We start from the raw sequence: 19113 nt of genomic DNA on the forward strand, positions 1-19113 counted from the left end.
ACAGATTCTGTTGATAACTTCGAGCGCGCGACGCCGGGGCCAAATGAGTGTTTTCAACCAATATGGCGGGTGTATGCTCAACCCGTCAGTTTCTGTTTGAGAGCACTCGACCACACCGCAACCCGGCCGTGGCTCATTGAAGATCAAAACCGCGCCGCGCGCTTTTTGCCCGCTGTGGCCGCGGGCTTTTTACAAGCGTGAACGCGATGGACAGGATGAACCCGGCAGTATCCATCGGGCGGTCGGATGAATGAGCCGCAGCGTTTCACGGTGCGCCACGTCAGCGTCTACCGTTACTCGGAACCCGTGCGCTTCGGCGAACATCGCATGATGTTCCGGCCGCGCGCGAGCCACGATTTGCGTCTTGTCACCAACAAGCTGGTGATCACGCCGGAGCCGTCGCGGCTGCATTGGCTGCACGACGTGTTCGACAACTCGGTGGCGGTCGCGAGTTTCGCCGACAAGGCGAACGAATTGCGCTTCGACAGCGAGGTGACACTCGAACACTTCGAAGCGCCGATGCCCGATTACGCGCTTGAACCGTATGCGGTGAACTGGCCGTTCGCATACACCAACGAGGAAGCTTCCGATCTCGTCAACGCGCGCAGCCGCCAGTATCCGGACAGCGATGTGGATGAATGGGCGCGCCGTTTCGTGCCGGCCGCGGGTGTCGCTGCAAAGAGCGGTGCAGGCAGCAAAAGCGGCGCGGCAGGCAGTGGCACGATGGCGCTCCTGCGCGCCATGACGCTCGAAATCAAGAGCACGTTTTTCTATGTGCGCCGCACGGAAAAAGGCGTGAATCGTCCCGGCGACACGTTGCGCAGCCGCAGCGGCAGTTGCCGCGATTTTGCCGTGCTGATGATGGACGCGGTGCGCTCGCTCGGCCTCGCGGCGCGCTTCGTGAGCGGCTACATATTCGTGCCCGAGCACGACGCCACGCAAGGCGGCGGCGCGACGCACGCGTGGTTGCAGATCTATTTGCCGGGCGCCGGCTGGGTCGATTTCGATCCGACCAATAGCATCGTCGGCAATCGCCATCTGATTCGCGTGGCGGTGGCGTGGAACGCCTATCAGGCGCTGCCCTTGTGGGGCACGTGGCATGGCGCGCCGCATTCGTTTCGCGGTTTGCAGGTGGACGTGAGCGTGACCGAAGGCGAATGAGGCGAAGCAAAGGCGGATAAGGGCGGATAAAGAGCGAATAAACGCGCGCCGAAATCACGGCGCGTCGAATCGAAACGTGTTTGCGGGGAGTGCCGTTTTTGGGCGGCTCGCCGTGCGTGTCAATTGAATGTTTTAACTGGAAGAGGGCGCCGCGATGAAATTGCGCGTTGGCTACGAGCTGGTCTATGAGTGCGTGCAACCGACGCCGATGATGCTGATGTTGAACACCCACTATTCGCATGCGAAAGAAGTGCTGAATCCCGATTTGCTGGTGGTCGATCCGCCGGTGCCGATCAGCCAGTATCGCGATTCATTCGGCAATCTGTGCAGCCGGCTGGTGGCGCCGCCGGGAAAAATTTCGTTTTCGACGAGCGCGGTGCTCGAAGTATCGTCCGAGCCGGAGATGCGGCCGCCGTACACCGAACAGCATCCGGTGGAAATGCTGCCCGACGACACGCTGGTCTTTCTGCTCGGCAGCCGCTATTGCGAAACCGATCTGCTCTCCGAATTCGCGTGGCAGACCTTCGGCAAGCTGCCGCTCGGCCGCGGGCGCGTGGAGGCGATCTGCGACTACGTGCACAACCACATCGTGTTCGGCTACGACTTTGCGCGTTCGACCAAGACCGCATGGCAGGCCTGGCAGGAGCGCAAAGGCGTGTGCCGTGACTTCGCGCATCTGGCCGTGGCGCTATGCCGGGCCATGAATATTCCGGCGCGTTATTGCACGGGCTATATCAGCGACGTCGGCCTGCCGCCGCCGTACGCCGCGATGGATTTCGCCGCATGGTTCGAAGCCTATGTCGGCGGATGCTGGCAAACGTTCGACCCGCGCAACAACGCGCCGCGCACGGGGCGCGTGCTGATGGCGCGCGGCCGCGACGCCGCCGACGTGGCGCTCAGCAACGCGTTCGGGCCCACGCAGCTGTTGAAGTTCGCGGTGGTGTGCGAGGCTGTCTAGTCGCGAGTAGCGTTGCGGATAAAGACCTAAAGTTTTAAAGGTGAAATGCCGACATGTTCGGTATCCACCCGCTTCGCGAACCGAATTGTGAACACCATGATGTTCCGCCCCTTAGCCGCCATATCGGCGGCCATTCTTCTGGCTATGCCGCCGGCGCAAGCATTGCAGGCCGCGCCGGCGGAACTCGCCTCGATCCCGGTAAGTTTGACCGTGCAGGAAGCCTGCCTCGTGCAGTCCGCAGACGCGCTGATCAGTACGGCGAATCAGCCGGTGGTGTCCTGCATCCACGGGGCGCCGTTCCAGATCACGCAGGCCGGGTTCGATCCCGGCACGTCAGCCGACACGGCACGCAACACGACGCAGCCCGTGGAATTCGTCGCGACCCATGAGACGCAGCAAACCGTCTGGACCGTCAACTTCTAGCGGTTTGCTCGCGCCTGGCCTCCCTCAGAAAGTGATCGTCGCGGTGATCGTGTCGCTGTAGCTGCCGGGCATGGGTGTGCTCTGTGCCGGCACGCGGCCATACACGTTGATCGATACGGCATTGCCGCTACCCGTGCCGGTGGACATCGTGGTGCCGGCCGTGCCGTCGCCCCAGGCGCTCGTGTGGCCTGAATCCGTGTAGAGCTGGTAAGTCACCGTGCCGCCGCCGCCCAAGCGCTGCATCTGCCGGGCCGCGACGTTGCCGCTCGAGCCGCTGCTGAGCGCGATCCGGTACGCGTCGCCGTTGGTGCAGCGCGCCGTGATCGCGCCGGTCGCGTTGAGCGCGGAACTCAGTACGCCCGTCGACGTGAACGCGATGTTCGTCGCGCTGATCAGGCAGTTGTTGACGACCGTTGCGTTGACGGCGAAACCGAAGCTGCCGCCGCTCGTCGTCAGCGCGGCACAAGTTGGCCCGAGCAGTAGATAAAAAGCATAGGTCAGCGAGGTCTGGCTCAACGTCTGCGAATAGTTGGTGCTGCTGTTGCCGGTGGTCGGCACGGTCGGCTGATTGGCGGCGATCTGGCCGTAGAAATTTACCGTCGCCGAGGCGGTCGTGCCGCTCACCGGTTTCTGCAGCGTCAGCGATATCGGCGTCGTGCCGAGCGTGGTCGAGCCCCACGCGAGCGAATGCGCCGCGTCCTGGTACAGATCGTATTGCAGCTGGTTGCTGCCGGCGCTCAGATAGCGCGGCGTCGTGCCGCCCATGTTCAGGCATACCTGCACACTCGGCGTCAACGTGACCGCGGGCCACGTGCATTGCACCGTGACGCTGCCGGTTGCGGCCACGGCGCTGAGGTTGATGGGGCTCACGTTGCCGAAGCTCAGCGCCGATGGACTCGCCGTGCAGGTCTGCGCGCTCGCGTGCCGCGGCACGATGCCGAGCAGGGCGCACAGTGCGAGGAGCAGGAGGAGCCGTTTCATTGCGGTGCTCTTGCGTGGTGCGGCAGGATGTCGAGCAGGGCGGGTTGCAGGAAGGGCAAAAGGAAGCCGTCTCATTGCGCCGCCTTCACGTTTGTCGCGGCATTCGTGACTGCGCTCGCCGCTGCATTACCCGCTGCGTTCTCCGCAGCGGCCGGCATTGCATCCGCTGCCGTATTGGAGCCACGCGCGCCGCAGGTCAGCGGTCCGATGGTCGGCAATGAGCCGTTAGCAGGGCGCTCGTAGATGAATTCGACGCTGCACGTCGCGGAGCCGTTCTCGACTTCCAGATGATTGTCGTGCTGCAGGCTCTCGATGAAAGTCAGGCCGTCGTAGCCGACGATCGTGTCCACGCCGCTTTCCACGTGATGCACGCGCGTGCCCGGCGGCATCAGGTGGCCGTCGGCGCCGCGCAGAATCACCGAGGCGGCGCTATAACGCGACACGCGGAAGCTCGCCAGCACGCCGGCATGCGACTTCGGCACGAGGTCCATCGCGGTCGTGGCGATACGCGCGTCGGCGGGCAGATTCATGCTGTCGATCCCGACCTGGTTGTGCTGGTACGCGTTCAGATCAGGAATCAGAAGGTGCCCGCCGCCGTCGGTCGTACCGATCACGCGGTTTTCGTGTAGCACCGGCACGCTCGCCACGCCGTCGGTGGAAACCAGCGCGAAGCCGTCGTCGATCCGGCGCGCGGGTTGCACGGTGCGGTCCATCAACACGATCGCACCGGTGACGTCGAGCGACGCGCCCGCATGCCGGTCGATGTCCTGCGCAACTGCCGTCGCCTCGCCATATCTGCCGAGATATTGCGCCTGCGCCTGACGGTACGGCACCGCGCCGGAGCCGCCCGCCTGCACACCCCAACCCCAGCCGCCGGCGTAATCGGGTGGACGCTGCGCATTGACGTTGTAGGTGGACTGGCCGTTCTGACGGCCCACGCTCGCGTTGATCGCGGTGTTGTTCCCGAGCCCGAAGCTCGCGGTCAGAAACACGCCTTGCGCGTTGTGCTGCAGAAAGTCCTTGTAGGTGCTGAGCGTGAGCGAGGCGAGATTGCCGAAGTTGAGCGTGTACGACAGCGAGCCGATGCGCGACGCCGGCACGCCGGGATAGCGGTAGCCGATGTAGCTCAGCGACAGCGTCTGGCGACTGAAGAAGGGCAGCGCCAGCGTGACGCGGTCGGTGGCGGTGGGCACCGGCGTGCCGTCGCGCGCGGCGAGGTCGCCGTAGTTGCCGTAAGCGCGCAAGGTCTGCGCATCGATCGAGAAGTGCGGCTCGATCAGTTGATAGCCGAGACCGAGTTGGGTGCCGTTCAGCTTGCCCGCGCTCGCCGACACTGAGCCGTTGATCACGCCCGCCATGCCCATGCGCACCAGCGCGCCGGCGCCTGCGTTGACGAGTCCGCCGGTCGCTTCCGCGTGTCCTTCGAGCGTCAGCGTGTCACTCATGCCGCGGCGCGCGGTGGCGCTGACGGCGGGCCGCGGATCGTAGGAAAACGAATCGATGCCGTAGGCGCGGCGCAGGAAGCCGGCTTCGAACGAATAGCTCGACAGGCCCGCGGCCAGCATGCGCGTATCGACATAGAGCGGCAGCGAAGTCGAAATGGTGCGGCCGAGCGCGTCGTGTGTGATCACGGTGGCTTCGCCCGCGCCGGTGATGCCCGGCACGTTGTTGACGATGAACGGTCCACTCGGCACGTTGCCGCTGAACTGGCGCACGTTGTTGATATACAGGTCCACCGCCGACGGCACTACGGCCGTGCCCGACAGCGCCTGCACGGGAAAGGTCACGAGGTCGGGGCGCAGCGCGAAGTTGCTGCGCCACTGAAACCCGCCGATGCGAATCGAGCGGCTCCAGTCGAGCGATGACGAAATGGTGTCGCCGAACTGCGTGGTGCTCAACGCCGCAGGATTCGACATGCTCCACGACGTGTCGTATCGCACGTAGCGATGCAGATCGCGATACAGATACGCAATGCCGGTGTTGCTCAGCACACCGGCCGGGTCGAAGTAGCGCTGCTCGCTCCATAGCGCGAACTGCGCGTTGGTGTCGGTTTGCGCGAACGCGTCGTAGTTGATCAGAAAGCCGCGCGACGCGGTGGCGTTCGGCGTCTGCGTCAGCTCGCGCGTGTCGAACGTGTATGGCTTGCGGATCGCGTCGGGCACCTGCAGGTCGATGCTCTGACGCCCGGCGTCGTAGTGATAGCGCAGGCCCGGGATCTGGTCGAGTTCGAGCGTGGCGGTGTCGGCGGCGCCGAGCTTCTCCGTGGCGACGCCGATGTCGTTCAGGTCCCTGGCCGTCGCGCTGAGCCGGCCGTCGCTTTCGCGAAAGTGTGCGATCAAAGAAGTGCGTTGGCCGTTCAGCATGACTTCCAGATACAGATCACGACCCGCAGCGACGGCCTGCGCGGGCTTCGCTGTGACGGGCTTGCCGCTGTCCACGTTGGCGGCCGGCGTAGGCGCGCGGGCATGAGCGTGGCGGCCGCCCATATCCACGCCCGAGTCGGTGCGCGCATCGACGCCCGCATCCGCGAACTGCAGTGAAGGCTGCGCTTCGGCCCGGTCCATGCCCAGCATGTACAGCGTGGCCGCGAGCGCGATGGCATGCGGCTTCCATCCATGACGTATTCGCCGTCGTGTCATTCTCATTGGTTGAATGGCGGTCGATCGTGTCCGTTCCCCATGACCGGGGCGCGCTCATGGCCGGCGGCGTGCGCTCGCCGGCTGTCCTATGCCCTCGCATGTTCACTCGACATTCACGCTGGCTTCGGCTGGCAGAGAGTTGACAGCGGCGCGCACCTTCAGCGGACCGTTCTGCGCGACGTTGTCGGGTAGCGTGACCGGCCAATGCCGTTGACGCCCGGCGAGCGCATAGCCGAGCAGTCCCTTGTTGATCGGGTAGGCGTTGCCGGCGTTGTCGATCAATTGCACGGCGGCGATCTGCGCGCGCTTACGGCCCGTGTTATCGACGCGCAGCATCCAGCTTTGAGCGCCGTTGCCGCGCGATAGGTGCCACGACAGCCTGGGCTGGCCGACGTCGACGACCGGTTCGACGAACACCGGCACCGAGTAGCGCAGGCGAATCGTTACGCCGCTGGTGGGCGCGGAGTCGGCTTCCGGCAACTCGTCGATCAGCACGCGATATCCCTGCTCGGATGCGGATGGCGCCGGCGCGGTACGCACCAGCCGCACCAACTGGTCGGCATGGCCGGCGATCTGGATCAGCGGCGGGCTGGCGACGAGATCCTGTGTCGGCGTGAGGGTGTCGTCGCCGTTAGCCTGATCCCAGCGGAACACGCGCACCTGGCCGAACAGCGGCTTCTCGCCGGGGTTCTTCAGCGTGATGCCGGTGGCGTTGGCCTCGGCCGTCATGTCGACCATGACGGGCGAAATCTGCATTGTGGCCGCGTGCGCGAATGTCGGACTCAGACACCACGCGCAGGCGCACGCTGCGAGGAGCCTGCGAGGCGCGCTCATGGCGCTCGCGCGACGCGTCAAAAGTAGACCGTGGCGGTGATGGTGGTCTGGTAGGTGTCAGGTTTCGGAGTGGTCTGCGCGGGCACTTGACCGTACACCACGATCGATTGCGCCGACCCGGTGCCGGTGCCGCTGACGGTATTCGTACCCTGGGTGTTGCCCCACGCCGTGGTGTGGCCGGCGTCCTGATACAACTGGAAGCCGACGGTAGTGGACGTGTTGCCGGTGGCGGTGCCGGCCATCAGACGGTTGGTCACGGTTGAACCGGTGACGGTGCCGGCGTCGAGGCCAACGTTGTACGGCGTGGTGTTGGTGCAGGTCACGGCGACCGTGGTCTGCTGGTTGATGGCGGTGGCGAGCACGCCGTTACTGCCGAAGTTCAGCGGGTTGGCGCTGATCGAGCAGTTGGCGTTGAGCGTGAGCGTGACGGTAAAGGTGGTGACAGCGGTGCCGTTCGAATAAACGGCGGCGCGGGCGAGCTGCAAAGGCAAGCCGAACATCAAGGCGACGATCAGGCTGGACGACAGCAATTTTTGTTTCATCACGATACCTCTCTCTCAGGCCGACGGAACACCGGTTGTCATTGCGCGGTCATTAGAATCGAACCCACCAGATAACGGGATCAATTGCCTGAAAATGCCGTGCTGGATAATCGCGTTATGTGAGTAGTCAATGCGATTGATGAAAATTAGTCTACACAGACTTTCTTGATCATACAAATTATTGCGTAATGAATTGCTGTTAAATGCTGCGTAAGAGGCGCGCTGTGATTGGACTTTGAGGGGAGTGCGAGAAATTGTTTCTGAATGGGAGTTGGGGCAATTACCTAAATGCGGTATTTTTTTCTAATTGATAATTGTGCGTGGTTATTGAGTAGTAGCATTGAGGATGCATGATTATGCGAATCGAATTATTTAAGAAATGCTGATCGGCTAATTTGAAACGTGCGTATAAGCGAGGGTCGATGTAATGGCGCGGCCGGCGCTCGATATTAATCACGGCATTCGGGTGAGCCGACGCGGCTTCATTCCCCGAGCACCAATGCGCGCTTCCTCCTCCGCACCAGCGCCGCGCCGACCGACACCGCGGCACCGATGCCACCCATCGTCAGTGAAAGAATCACGATCAGCGGGCCGGTTTGCGTGCGCGCCGAGAACACGCTGACCAGCAAGCCGGCGAGCGGCTGCGTCATGTTGTTCAGAAGGATCACCACGCCGGTCGTCTTGCCGTAGTCTTGCGGTGGAATGATTTGTTGCCGCGCGCTGCGGATGTAGACGTTGAACATCTTGTCGAAGCCGACGATCAGCAGGAAGCCGAGCGCATAGCCCCACGGCGCCGCGCTTGCGCCGGCGATCACGCCGCCCGCGCAGATCGACACGAAGGCGACCAGTCCCAGCGTGCGCGCCGGCCATGCGGCGCGTGCGATCGTCAACAGAATCAGCACCGTGGCCACGGCGCCGGCTGTTTGCAGTCCGGCATAGTAGTGATTCGATTGCGCGTGAAGGCCGGTGACCATGGCCGCCGACGTGGCGAGCGTCACGCCGATCACCAGATTTTCGGCGGCGGCGAGCAGCACGACTTTCTTCAGTCCCGGCAGCACCAGCACATGCCGCAGCGCGATGCGCAGCGGCAGCGTCCAGTGGCCCGGCGCGAGCGGCGGCGGCTCGGCGGCGCGAAAACCGCTGGTGCGTTGCCACAGCAGTAGTGCGGCATCGGCGAGTAGAAACAGCATGCCGGTTGCGCCGACGACCCATTCCCAACGCCACAAGCCGAGCAGCAGTGCGGCGAGCATCGGACCGAGCACGAAGCCCAATTGATCGGCCAACTGCGAGTAGGCGAGTACGCACTGAAACTGCTGCGTGCTGAAGATTTGCGGCAGCATGACTTCACGTGCGACGAAGCCCTGGCTCGTCAACACACCGCACACCGCCGAGAGTGCGATCAACCAGCCGATGCCGCCGAACAACGCATAAGCGAGTATGCCGCCGAAACATGCCAGCGCCCGCACCGTCTGGCTGACGCGCATCAACCTGAGCGGCGAGATGCGATCACACAAGGCGCCGAACAAAGGAAACACCAGATAGCGCGGCAGCGTTTCGATAAAGAACGCGAGGCCCGACCACGAGACTTGATGCGTGGTCTGGAAGACGACGAGCGGCACGAGAAACAGCAGAACCTGATCGGCGAGACGCGCGACAAACAGCGAGCAGAAGAAAGCCTGATGGTTGACGCGCACCGTTCATGTCCCGCCGTTAATAGGTCGAGACCGATCCTATCAAAAGTGGAGCTGTCGCGTCCTTGGCTGGCAAGCTTGCTGCGCTGTAAATGCTCAGCGCACTGCAAGCAGACCGCGCGCCGACGGCGACGTGCGGTCTGTGGCGCACTTCAAGCGCCGCGATAGGCCGCTTCGAGCGGCGCGATATCGAGCTTGACCATGCTCATCATCTGCTTCATCACGCGGCTCGCCTTGACGGTGTCCGGGTCGCGCAGCATCTCGCCGAGTACGTCGGGCGCGATTTGCCACGAGACGCCGAAGCGGTCCTGAAGCCAGCCGCATTGCCACTCCTTGCCGCCGTCCAGAAGTTTCGTCCAGTAACGGTCGATATCCTCCTGCGACTTGCAGTGCAAGAACAGCGAGATCGCCGGCGTGAAGGGGAATTGCGGGCCGCCGTTCAGGGCCATGAATTCCTGGCCCTCGATCTCGAACGTGATGGCCAGCACGCCGCCCTCCGGCCCGGGCCCGGCGTCCGTGTAGTGCATCGTCGTGACGATGCGGGAATCCGAAAACACGGACGTATAGAAGCGGGCCACTTCTTCGGCATTGCCGTCGCACCACAGGCACGGCGCAATCTTTTGCATGACGTCTCTCCTCCTTCTCACCGGACCGGCCGCGTTTTATTACATGCAGTCCATGGCTTTCTGGATTTCTTCCGGGCTCAGGTCGCGCTTGTGCGTGGCCAGCGACCAGCTATGGCCGAACGGGTCTTTGACCTGGCCGTAACGGTCGCCCCAGAACATGTCGGTGACGGGCATCACGACGGTCGCGCCGGCCTCGACGGCCTGCTTGAAGCTGGCGTCGACATCTTCCACGTAGTAGTGAATCGTGACCGGCGTGCCTTTCAGCGTATTCGGGCCGAACGACTGGTGCTCGGGCCATTCGTCGGTCAGCATCAGCATGGAATCGCCGATCTTCAGCGTGGCGTGCATGACCTTGCCGCCCGGGCCCGGCAGTCGGACCTGTTCGACGGCGTTGAAGGCTTTCGTGTAGAACGCGATGGCTTCGGCGGCGTTGGCGCAGATCAGATAAGGGGTGAGCGAGTGCATTCCCTCGGGGATCGGTTTGACAGCGTTGCTGGACATGACGGCGACTCCTTGAAGTAACAGGTTCGTGAGTTGAAAGACCGACTCGTCGAGTCAGGGCTTCAACGTTACGACGAGTACATGACCGTTGAATCGACACTCCGGAAAAAATATTTTTGGTGCGCGTCTCAACCCGCCGCATTGTCCTCGTCCGGCGGCGCGGCGGACGGCGCCGGCGCGCCGAGGATGCTGATCTGGAACGTCGGCGTCGCCGCCAGCGATTGCAGCGTAGCGTCTTCGGGAATGTGTTCGAACAGCGGCAGAATCACCGAGCCGCCGATCACCGCGCGCCGGCTGTTGTCGGAAGGCCGCAAGCCCCATACGTCCTGATAGACGACCGGCACCGCGCTGCCGTTGCGGGTGGTGTTGCCGATATACAGCATCACATGGCCGCCGATGTAGATCAGCGTGCGCAACGGTTCGCCGTGCTGCGCCAGATAGTCGAGCCGCTGCGCGGGCGTGGACGAAGACAGGTCGATCATGCGGCCGGCGCTCATCTGCGTGGACGAATGGCGCGGCAACCAGACACCGAACGCGGCGAAGATGCTTTGCAGTTCCGACGAGCAATCGTTATAGAGCCCGCTATTGCCCCAGCCGTAGGGGCGGCCGATCAGCGTTTTCATCAGCATTGCCAGATGGCGCGGCGTGGCGGCGAGCGGCGCCGGCGCGATTTGCGCGTCGCTCAGGGCGGCGGTGCGGATCAGCGCCTGGCCGTCGGCGTCGCGGGCCGGGACGAGTATTTGCCGCGCGGCTGCCGGCTCGGCTACGGCGCCAATGTCGCTCGCGGCAGGCTTGGCTTGCGCCGGCCGCGTGGCGTTGGCGGCCACGATCGGCAGCAGCGTGCCGGCCGGCGCGTCGAAGCGGAACACACCGCGGCTGTCGCGCACCGGCGCCGACGCCACGATCACCGCACCGAGCGATTTGCCCGTTGCGGCGCGCCATATATCGACGAAGCGATCGTCGGCCATGCCGACGCCGTCGCTGCGCACCCAGCCTTGCACGTCGGGCGTCTGCACGTACAGCCACGCGCCGTCCACACTGCCGCCGAGCACGTAAAGCGGCGTGCCGGGACGCACCGCCGAGATCTGCAGGTTGTCGAACGGATAGCCTTCGCCGGCCAGGTGGTGGTCGTAGAACGACGGATCGGTTGTCGGCAGTTCGCGCACCATCAGGTTGCTGGTAGCGATCGCGCGGCGCTGCGGCTGATAAACGGCCGTCTGCGTGAACTGCGCGACATTCATGTTTTGCGCGATGGCGTCGATCCATGCCTTGTCGTGCGGCCTGAAATTTTCGCCGTAGCCGATGTCCGCGCCGCTCTTGCCGGTGTTATCGAATCTGGCGATGCGCCGCTGCTGCAATGCGGCAATGTCAGCGCCTTGCTGGCGATAGACGCGCATCGCGACGTAGCTTGCATTCCACGGCGACGGCGCCGCAGTGCCGGTGCCGAAGTAGCGCGCGTAGAGCGCTTTGAAGTGCGCCTGCTGATCCGCCGGGTTCAGGAACGGCTGGTCGTAGCTCGGGCTGTCCGGCTCTAGCCAGTGATCGACGTTCTGGTCGTAGTGTGCGATGGGGAACAGCGTGACATTGTCGAGCGGCGCATGTGTGTCGTGTGTCGGCGACGGGTTGCTGCAGGCGGTGATCGCCGCGAGCGCGGCGCACAGCGTGGCGGCACGGCAGGCGTTCGGCCAGGCGGCGGCAAGGCGGGATAGAACGGCAACGGGCATGAGGTTCGGCGAAGAAGGTCCAGGGCACGATGATACGGTGTCGGCGCACTGTGCAGCACGTTGTAGCGGCACTGCGTTGTGCACACGCATGCATAGTGCTTATGTGGTTTCATTGGGGGTTCGCATCGTCCATAGCGGCTGCGCGATACCGCGCTTCACGCGCGGGCTGCCGCAGCTGGCGAGTGTTTCACTACACTCAATGTTCAACCCAACGTTTGGCCTCGAAACAACGCTCGCGCGAGGCCGCCTGATCAAGGAGAACAACATGCAAACCAGCGCACGCAATCAATTCGCCGGCGAAGTCACCGAACTCAAACACGGCGCCGTGAACGACGAAGTCACGCTGCGCACCCAGGACGGTCTTGAGATCGTCTCGATCATCACCCATGGCAGCGCGACGTCGCTCGGCCTTGCGGTGGGCAAGAAGGCCTTTGCGCTGGTCAAGGCTTCGTCGGTGATCGTGATGGTCGATGTCGCGAAGGAGCAGGTGTCGGCGCGCAATTGCATCGCCGGTACGGTGTCGGCGCTCACGAAGGGTGCGGTGAACTCCGAAGTCTCGATCAGCGCCGGCGGCGCGCAGATCGCGGCGATCATCACGAATGAGAGCGTCGATCGCCTCGGCCTCGCGAACGGCAAAGCGGCGACGGCGATCTTCAAGGCATCGAGCGTGATCATCGGCGTCGATCAGTAATCGGCGCGTGGTTTTTCCCGTTGGTTTCCGCTTTGCCTCGGAGGCCGGCGGGTCTAACGGAACCGGAACGAAAGAGGGCTTTACTGTGTGCCCGTCGCCGCGCGGCGCGGGCGCGCGCCGTGAAGGAAACGGCGGCTTGCTTTAAACTGCACGACTCGCTGCTCCTCTTTCCGCTTTCATCACGGACGCCGTCATGTTCGAAGTCTCCTCCGCCTCGCATCTGCCCAAAGCCGCGCACTACGAAGAACTGGTCGCGCAGGCGCGCTCGCTGCTCGCCGGCGAAACCGACTGGATCGCCAACGCCGCGAATTTTTCCGCGTTCGTGTTTCATTCGCTCAGCGATCTGAACTGGGCCGGCTTCTATTTCCATGATGGTAAGGAACTGGTCGTCGGACCGTTCCAGGGCAAGCCGGCATGCGTGCGAATTCCGCTCGGCAAGGGCGTCTGCGGCACGGCTGCACAAACGCGGCAAACGCAGGTGGTGCGCGACGTGCACGAGTTTCCCGGCCATATCGCTTGCGATTCGGCTTCGCAATCGGAAATCGTCGTGCCGCTCGTCGCGCCGGACGGCACGCTGATCGGCGTGTGGGATGTGGACAGTCCGAGCGTCGCGCGCTTCGACGAAGAAGACGCGAAGGGCATGGAAGCGCTGTGCGCAGTGTTTATCGAAGCGGCGCTGCCGCGCGCCGCGTAAAAAGCACTACAGGGCTGCGGCGGCACCGCATGCTGTTCCGTACATAGAGTCGATGCAGTTCAGGGGGGTGGGTCGGCGGACCTCATCCCGCTATCGTTCTCTTCAACGCGCTCGAGACAGCTCATGAGCGCGACGAACCCCCAGCAGATTTTGGCGATACGCATGAGCTCCGCCACTGCGACCGCCACCGCTGCACCGCTGACTTTTCAACGTTCCCCCGCCTTACCCCGCAACTCCACTTTCGATAGCCACGACTGGGAGATTCTCAGCCGCTACTGGAACGGTGCCGCAAAACGGCGTGTTTTTATTGGCCGGACGGGCAACGAAATATATCCACGGATATAGCACCATTGCGCACGGGCTCATGAAGGATCGACCATCCTGGCGATAGCGAACTTTTTATGGCGCGCGGATGCGCGAGTGCGCCGGTCGGGAAGATTGGGGATTACACCAAGGGAAACGATTGCCGCGAAGATTGCGGGGCGGCCAATTCGGCGGGGGCGCGAAAGCCGTTATCATACGCACGGTTGCCCGAAACATCGGACCGGAATTTCGGGGCTTTACTGGTTGCGCCCACGCGTCAAGAACACGTTCGATCGCTTTCACTACTCAGGAAAATCAAAAGGCCGGCGCGATGCAAGTCCCCCTCTACGCCGAAATGCGTACGCGCGACGCCGCGCTTGCGTCGGCGCCTTACGGCATGTTTACCTGCACCGCGGACGGCACGTTCGACTCCATCAACGCCGCTTTCGAAAAGCTGACGGGACTGGCGGCTGAAGAACTGATCGGCCGGCGCACCTTCGAGTCTTTGTTCGATCCAGCCGAACTGGCCAAACGCCGCGCGGAATTGCCGCCGCTTGCAGCAGTGACTTCGCGCTATGAAGGCGAGTGGAGTTTTTTGCGGCGCAACGGCACGCCGGTTCGCGTGGTGCTGGCGTTGGCGCCGCTCGTCACCGAGCCCGCGCAGGCCGCTTGCCCCACGCTGTATGTGGGCATCGCCATCGACATGACGCGTTACGCGCAATCGGAAGCGCGTCTCTGGTACGTCGCGCATCACGACGGCGTGACCCGCCTGCCGAATCAAACGCTTTTCACCGAACGGCTGGAACTCACGATCGCGCGTTGCGAGCGTAGCGGCAGCGGTTTTACCGTGCTGGTCGCCGAACTCGATCATCTGCGCAAACTGCGCGACGCGCTCGGCTTGCATGCGGCTGAACTCGTGCTGCAGATTGTCGGTGAACGGTTGCGCGGCCTCTTTCCGAACGACGGTACGATAGCTTCGATCGGCGGCACGCAGTTCGCGTTGCTGGTCAACGAAACCGGCCCGGCTGCCGATGCGTTCGCCGACGAAGCGCTAGGCCGTATCGCCGAGGCGATCGACTACGCCGGCACCGCGTTGAACATTACCGCGAGCATCGGCATCGTGGCTTATCCGGCCGACGGCGCCGATGCGCCTACGCTGATGCGTCGCGCGGGCGTGGCGTTGTCGGCGGCCTCGGCGGTGAACGGCAATGCGGTGCGGCGGTTTTCCACCGCGCTCGAAGGCCAGGCCGCGCGCCGCTTCGAACTGCAGACTATGTTGCGCGACGCAATCGATCGTCAGCAACTGCATCTCGTGTATCAACCGCAGGTCACGCTCTCCAACGGCCACATCGCGCAGGTGGAGGCGCTGCTGCGCTGGAACCATCCGCAACGCGGCCTGATCAGTCCCGTCGAATTCGTGCCGGTTGCGGAGGAGGCGGGCTTGATCGAGCAGATCGGCGAGTGGGTGATCCGGACCGCGTGCCGCGACGCCGGCAAGTTGCTGCGGCTGACGGGCAACTTGCCGCGCTTCGCGGTGAACGTCTCGCCGCAGCAGTTCCAGCGGCACAATCTGTTCGAGACGATCCGCGAGGCGTTGGACGATGCCGCGCTCGACCCGTCGTATCTCGAAGTGGAAATCACCGAGGGCGTCCTGCTTGGCGATACCGACCAGGCGTTGCAGACGCTCTTTGCCTTGCGCGATCTGGGCGTGGAAGTGGCAGTAGACGACTTCGGTACCGGCTATTCAAGCCTTGCTTATCTGACGCGCTTTCCGTTGAATCGCCTGAAAATCGACCGCTCGTTTGTGATGCGCATGAGCACCGATCCGCAGTGCGCGGCACTGGTGGGCGCCATCATCGCGATGGCGCACGCGCTCAAACTGCGTGTGACGGCCGAAGGCGTCGAAACGGCTGAGCAGGCCGCGCAACTCGAAGCGCTCGGTTGCGATGAAGCGCAAGGCTTCTGGTTCTCGCGTCCAATTACTGTTGCGGCACTGCGTAATTTGCTGAGGCCGTTGGGCACTCTCTGACGCCGGGGTGCCGGCGGCAGGGATTGTCGTGTGCGTGGATGTGCTTAGCCATCCGTATCATTTTTCAGTCGATGCAGCGCGTCGCCGCGATGAACGGCATGCTTGCCGCTTTTCTCGCTTTGCACCTCGTAATGTGGATCGGCTGTCGACGCGTCGACGGTTCTGCCATCCACGGTCGTATGGGTAGAAATGACACGCACGACTTTGCCGTGCGTAACGCCTTGCGGCGTGTTCCAACTGACACGGTCGCCAGACTTCAGATGTTGGGACATGTGACGCTCCACGGTGGCTGTCCGCATAGGCGAGCAAGCCGCGTGCCTTCGCGCATGAAATGTAAAGGGCGGGAACGTATCCTGCTTCGATGCGTCACGCTACCTATACCGTCACGGAACGAGACTCAAGATGAACGATCTCCTAAGCCGACTCTTTCACTTCCAGCCGTCGTTGCTCGTCACGCTGACGCACGACGCCCTTCATATCGTGCTCGCCGTGCTGATCCTCGTGGTCGGCTGGTGGCTGTCGAACCGCGTCGGCTCCATGTTCGCCCGCGCGCTCGCGCGCACGCATGCCGACCCGACGCTCGCGCCGATGCTGGCGGCCATGAGCACCTGGGCCGTGCGAGTGCTCGTGTTCATCGCGGCGCTCAGCGAAGTCGGCATCGCGACTGCTAGCGTGCTCGCGGTGCTGGGCGCCGCCGGTCTCGCGATCGGACTCGCGCTGCAAGGCACGCTGCAAAATATCGCGGCCGGCATGATGCTGTTGATGCTGCGGCCGTTTCGCGTCGGCGATGTGATCGAAGGCAGCGGCGCGGCAGCGGGCATTGTGCGCGAAGTGGGGCTCTTCACCACCCGCATCGAACGCGGCGACGGCAATGCCGTGTTCGTGCCGAACAGCCAGATCTGGAGCAATCCGGTGATCAACTACAGCAGCGGCGGCACGCAACGTATCGAGGTCGAAGTGGGCCTCGCGCAGCGCAAGGACGTCGATGCCGCGATCGGCGAATTGAAGAAACTCGTCGCCGACGAACCGCGCGTGCTGAGCGGCGCCACGCTCGCGCCGATCGTGACGGTCGCCGACTATCCGGACAATGGCGGCGCGACGCTGCGCATCGCGGCGTGGGTCCGCACGCCGGACGCGTCGCTGACGAGCGGCGACCTGCACGAGCACGCGCAGGCCGCGCTCGAACAGGCCGGCTGCCCGGTTGCGGCTTAGGTCGCGGCGCTGTCTCTAGCGGGGCCTTTTGCTTTCCGTCTGCGCTGTTATAGCGCGAGGCGTGTCGTGTAATCAGGCCACCGCCTCGATAGCCAGATTCCGGTCACTCATGTTGAACGCAACCGGTCTGGCTCGAAGCCGATGTGCCGGCTCAATGAGTGCGCGGATGGGCGAGGAAGAATCGCACCATTTCCGCGGCGGCGTCGGGGCCGGACGGGTCCGTGTACGAACCGCGCTGACTGCCGCCGGCCCACGCGTGACCTGCGCCGTGAATCGACCACGACTCCGCTTCGACGCCATTCGCCGCGACATGCCGTTGCTGCGTGTATGCACGCTGGCCGCTTGCAGCCCCTGATTGCTGGCTGACGGTGGTGGTGCCCGCGTCGAAGGCCGCGAGGATCTCCGCTGCATTCGACGGATGCACTGTCGTGTCAGCGTCGCCATGAAACACGATCAGCGGACGTTGCGGCGTGCCACGCGTGCGTTTGCGTTGCGCGTTGCCGCCCTTCATCGCGCCGAGTGCCGAAGGCAAGTCCTTCGCGCTACCGTAGGCGAGGCCCGAATGCACGCCAGCCGCCGCGTAGAGATCGGGCGAGGTCTTCAGCATGATGTCCGCCATCGCACCGCCCGCCGACAGACCCGCGACATACACGCGCGCCGGATCCACACGATAGCGGCCCATCACTTCTCGCGTGATGCCGGCGATCAACGACGGCTCGCCCTGGTCGCGTAGTTGATCGGCAGGCTTGAACCAGTTCCAGCATTTCGAATGATTGGCCGCTTGCGCCTGATTCGGATACACGACGATAAAGCCATGACGCTCGGCCATTTCGTTCATGCGCGTGCCGGCGGCGAAGTCGTCGGCGTTCTGCGTGCAGCCATGCAGCATGACGATCAGCGGCAATGGTTCGCTGTTGTAGACAGCCGGCACGTAGAGCTTGTACTGGCGTTGTCCCGCCGAGTTGCTGAACGTGTGCGTGCTGAAGGTGCCCGGCGAGTCGGCGTCGATGGTCGGTGCGCCGGGGGTGTGCGGGGCGGGCCGCGTCTGAGCTTGCATCTGGGTTTGCATCTGCGTCCACGTTTGCGCCCATTCGCTCGCATTCGACGGCGTGTTCGATGTTGGCACGTGGTCCGCGCGGGCCTCGTTCGCTTTGCCGCCCGAGAGCGCGCGTTGAACCGCCGCGGTGGCTTCCTGCGGGCCCTTCGTGCGCAATAGTTCGAAGGCGTCTGTCATCGATTTCAGGAAATCTTCGTTCATTTTCATGATGGTTTGGGTTGACCTGTGTGGGGCGTGGGGTGAGCGAGTCGACGATGAGTCGCCGCTTCAGCCACGGTAATGAGTCGAGCGTCGCGCCTAGCTGATGCGGCCGGCGAGCACCGCCTTGACCGCGGGCGACGCATGAAAGGCGCCGAGCACCACCACCGATGCAATCGTGGCCGCCGCGAGTTCGGGCGGCACATCGGCTGCGATGCTGGCGAGGCCTAGCACGTGAATGTCCAGTTGTTCGTGCGCGGCCTGAGCCGCCTCGAGATCCTGCCGCGAGAAGTGCTGCATGCCCAGCACCATGGCGCGCCGGGTCACCGTCTCCGCGACGACCTGGGCGTGCACCGCGATCTGGTTGCGGATCGCCGTGCGGATCAGGTCGGTGCGGTTCGAGTAAAAGCCTTCTTCGACCAGTAAATCGATCTGGCCAAGGTCGATCGGGCCCAGGTTGATGGTGATTTTTTCGGTCTCGCCGCCTTTCGGGCGTGAGGTGTCGATGAGTTTGAGTTTTGACATTTGCACTCCGGTAGCCATCTGATGGCCATCCAATTAACATCCAGTGGGATGGTTATACGCCTCGCGGCGGAGTGCGGTCAAGCAGGAAATTGAGGGTTCGTTCGGGGTTTGCCGTTGGCAGCGGGTGTCGGGGAAGCGCCTGGCGGGGCGCTTCATTCGTTTTCGGACTCCGGTCCCAGTGGCCCCATGCGCCGCAATCCGCGTGGGACCACAGCATTCTTTTTTATCAGTAGAATGCTGCAATCGCAAAGGGCCGTATTGCTCCGAAAGCGGCCTTCAGGCCGACCAGGCTAACGAGTCTTGTTAGAACCGTGATGCCAGTAG

At 63.6% G+C, this 19113-nt stretch carries 18 protein-coding genes; 7 read left to right on the plus strand and 11 right to left on the minus strand.

All coding sequences use genetic code 11. The features are described from left to right. Positions 1-246: 246 nt before the first annotated feature. The 3 genes from PQR54_RS32245 to PQR54_RS32255 all read left to right on the plus strand — a co-directional run bounded on the left by PQR54_RS32245 (position 247) and on the right by PQR54_RS32255 (position 2542). Positions 247-1161 (plus strand): transglutaminase family protein, encoded by a 915-nt coding sequence (locus tag PQR54_RS32245; RefSeq protein ID WP_408252847.1) that lies wholly within the window; start codon positions 247-249, stop codon positions 1159-1161. Positions 1162-1315: 154 nt separating this feature from the next. After that, a complete protein-coding gene (locus PQR54_RS32250) occupies positions 1316-2119 on the plus strand; it encodes a transglutaminase-like domain-containing protein (protein WP_408252849.1) in 804 nt (267 codons plus the stop codon). A 96-nt stretch (positions 2120-2215) separates the two neighbouring features. Beyond that, entirely contained in the window at positions 2216-2542 is a 327-nt protein-coding gene (locus tag PQR54_RS32255) for a hypothetical protein (RefSeq protein ID WP_408252851.1), read from the plus strand. Positions 2543-2566: 24 nt separating this feature from the next. Here the strand turns inward: PQR54_RS32255 and PQR54_RS32260 are convergent, their stop codons facing one another. The 8 genes from PQR54_RS32260 to PQR54_RS32295 all read right to left on the minus strand — a co-directional run bounded on the left by PQR54_RS32260 (position 2567) and on the right by PQR54_RS32295 (position 12080). Then, entirely contained in the window at positions 2567-3523 is a 957-nt protein-coding gene (locus tag PQR54_RS32260; protein ID WP_408252853.1) for a Csu type fimbrial protein, read from the minus strand. 71 nt (positions 3524-3594) lie between these two features. Further along, a complete protein-coding gene (locus tag PQR54_RS32265) occupies positions 3595-6009 on the minus strand; it encodes a fimbria/pilus outer membrane usher protein (protein ID WP_408253020.1) in 2415 nt (804 codons plus the stop codon). 255 nt (positions 6010-6264) lie between these two features. Next, positions 6265-6996, minus strand: a complete 732-nt coding sequence (locus tag PQR54_RS32270; RefSeq protein ID WP_408252855.1) for a fimbrial biogenesis chaperone — start codon at positions 6994-6996, stop codon at positions 6265-6267. 17 nt (positions 6997-7013) lie between these two features. Further along, positions 7014-7496, minus strand: a complete 483-nt coding sequence (locus tag PQR54_RS32275; RefSeq protein WP_408253021.1) for a Csu type fimbrial protein — start codon at positions 7494-7496, stop codon at positions 7014-7016. A gap of 524 nt (positions 7497-8020) precedes the next feature. Next, entirely contained in the window at positions 8021-9232 is a 1212-nt protein-coding gene (locus tag PQR54_RS32280; RefSeq protein ID WP_408252857.1) for an MFS transporter, read from the minus strand. Between the two features lie 149 nt (positions 9233-9381). Next, complete coding sequence (locus PQR54_RS32285; protein ID WP_408252859.1) at positions 9382-9855, minus strand: VOC family protein; 474 nt, start codon at positions 9853-9855, stop codon at positions 9382-9384. A 39-nt stretch (positions 9856-9894) separates the two neighbouring features. After that, positions 9895-10356, minus strand: coding sequence for a VOC family protein (locus PQR54_RS32290; RefSeq protein ID WP_408252861.1), 462 nt, complete (start codon positions 10354-10356; stop codon positions 9895-9897). Between the two features lie 128 nt (positions 10357-10484). Then, complete coding sequence (locus tag PQR54_RS32295; RefSeq protein WP_408252863.1) at positions 10485-12080, minus strand: SH3 domain-containing protein; 1596 nt, start codon at positions 12078-12080, stop codon at positions 10485-10487. 265 nt (positions 12081-12345) lie between these two features. On the opposite strand from PQR54_RS32295, the gene PQR54_RS32300 reads away from it, so the two are divergent. The 3 genes from PQR54_RS32300 to PQR54_RS32310 all read left to right on the plus strand — a co-directional run bounded on the left by PQR54_RS32300 (position 12346) and on the right by PQR54_RS32310 (position 15797). Further along, complete coding sequence (locus PQR54_RS32300; RefSeq protein ID WP_408252865.1) at positions 12346-12771, plus strand: TOBE domain-containing protein; 426 nt, start codon at positions 12346-12348, stop codon at positions 12769-12771. 193 nt (positions 12772-12964) lie between these two features. Continuing rightward, positions 12965-13465: a free L-methionine (R)-S-oxide reductase MsrC gene (msrC, locus tag PQR54_RS32305; RefSeq protein WP_106306635.1), complete on the plus strand. Its 501-nt coding sequence runs from the start codon at positions 12965-12967 to the stop codon at positions 13463-13465. Positions 13466-14099: 634 nt separating this feature from the next. After that, positions 14100-15797, plus strand: coding sequence for a putative bifunctional diguanylate cyclase/phosphodiesterase (locus PQR54_RS32310; protein WP_408252867.1), 1698 nt, complete (start codon positions 14100-14102; stop codon positions 15795-15797). 44 nt (positions 15798-15841) lie between these two features. Here the strand turns inward: PQR54_RS32310 and PQR54_RS32315 are convergent, their stop codons facing one another. After that, complete coding sequence (locus PQR54_RS32315) at positions 15842-16069, minus strand: hypervirulence associated TUDOR domain-containing protein (RefSeq protein WP_408252869.1); 228 nt, start codon at positions 16067-16069, stop codon at positions 15842-15844. A gap of 130 nt (positions 16070-16199) precedes the next feature. Between PQR54_RS32315 and PQR54_RS32320 the strand changes: the two genes are divergently transcribed. Then, positions 16200-17009 carry a mechanosensitive ion channel family protein gene (locus PQR54_RS32320; protein WP_408252871.1) on the plus strand — a complete coding sequence of 270 codons (810 nt, stop codon included), beginning with the start codon at positions 16200-16202 and terminating at the stop codon, positions 17007-17009. A 151-nt stretch (positions 17010-17160) separates the two neighbouring features. On the opposite strand, the gene PQR54_RS32325 is transcribed toward PQR54_RS32320, so the two are convergent. Beyond that, complete coding sequence (locus tag PQR54_RS32325; protein WP_408252873.1) at positions 17161-18273, minus strand: extracellular catalytic domain type 1 short-chain-length polyhydroxyalkanoate depolymerase; 1113 nt, start codon at positions 18271-18273, stop codon at positions 17161-17163. A 90-nt stretch (positions 18274-18363) separates the two neighbouring features. Beyond that, entirely contained in the window at positions 18364-18789 is a 426-nt protein-coding gene (locus PQR54_RS32330) for a ribbon-helix-helix domain-containing protein (protein ID WP_408252875.1), read from the minus strand. Positions 18790-19113 lie beyond the last annotated feature (324 nt).

It is taken from the genome of Paraburkholderia phytofirmans (assembly GCF_046028095.1).
In the GTDB taxonomy this organism is placed as follows: domain Bacteria; phylum Pseudomonadota; class Gammaproteobacteria; order Burkholderiales; family Burkholderiaceae; genus Paraburkholderia; species Paraburkholderia phytofirmans_A.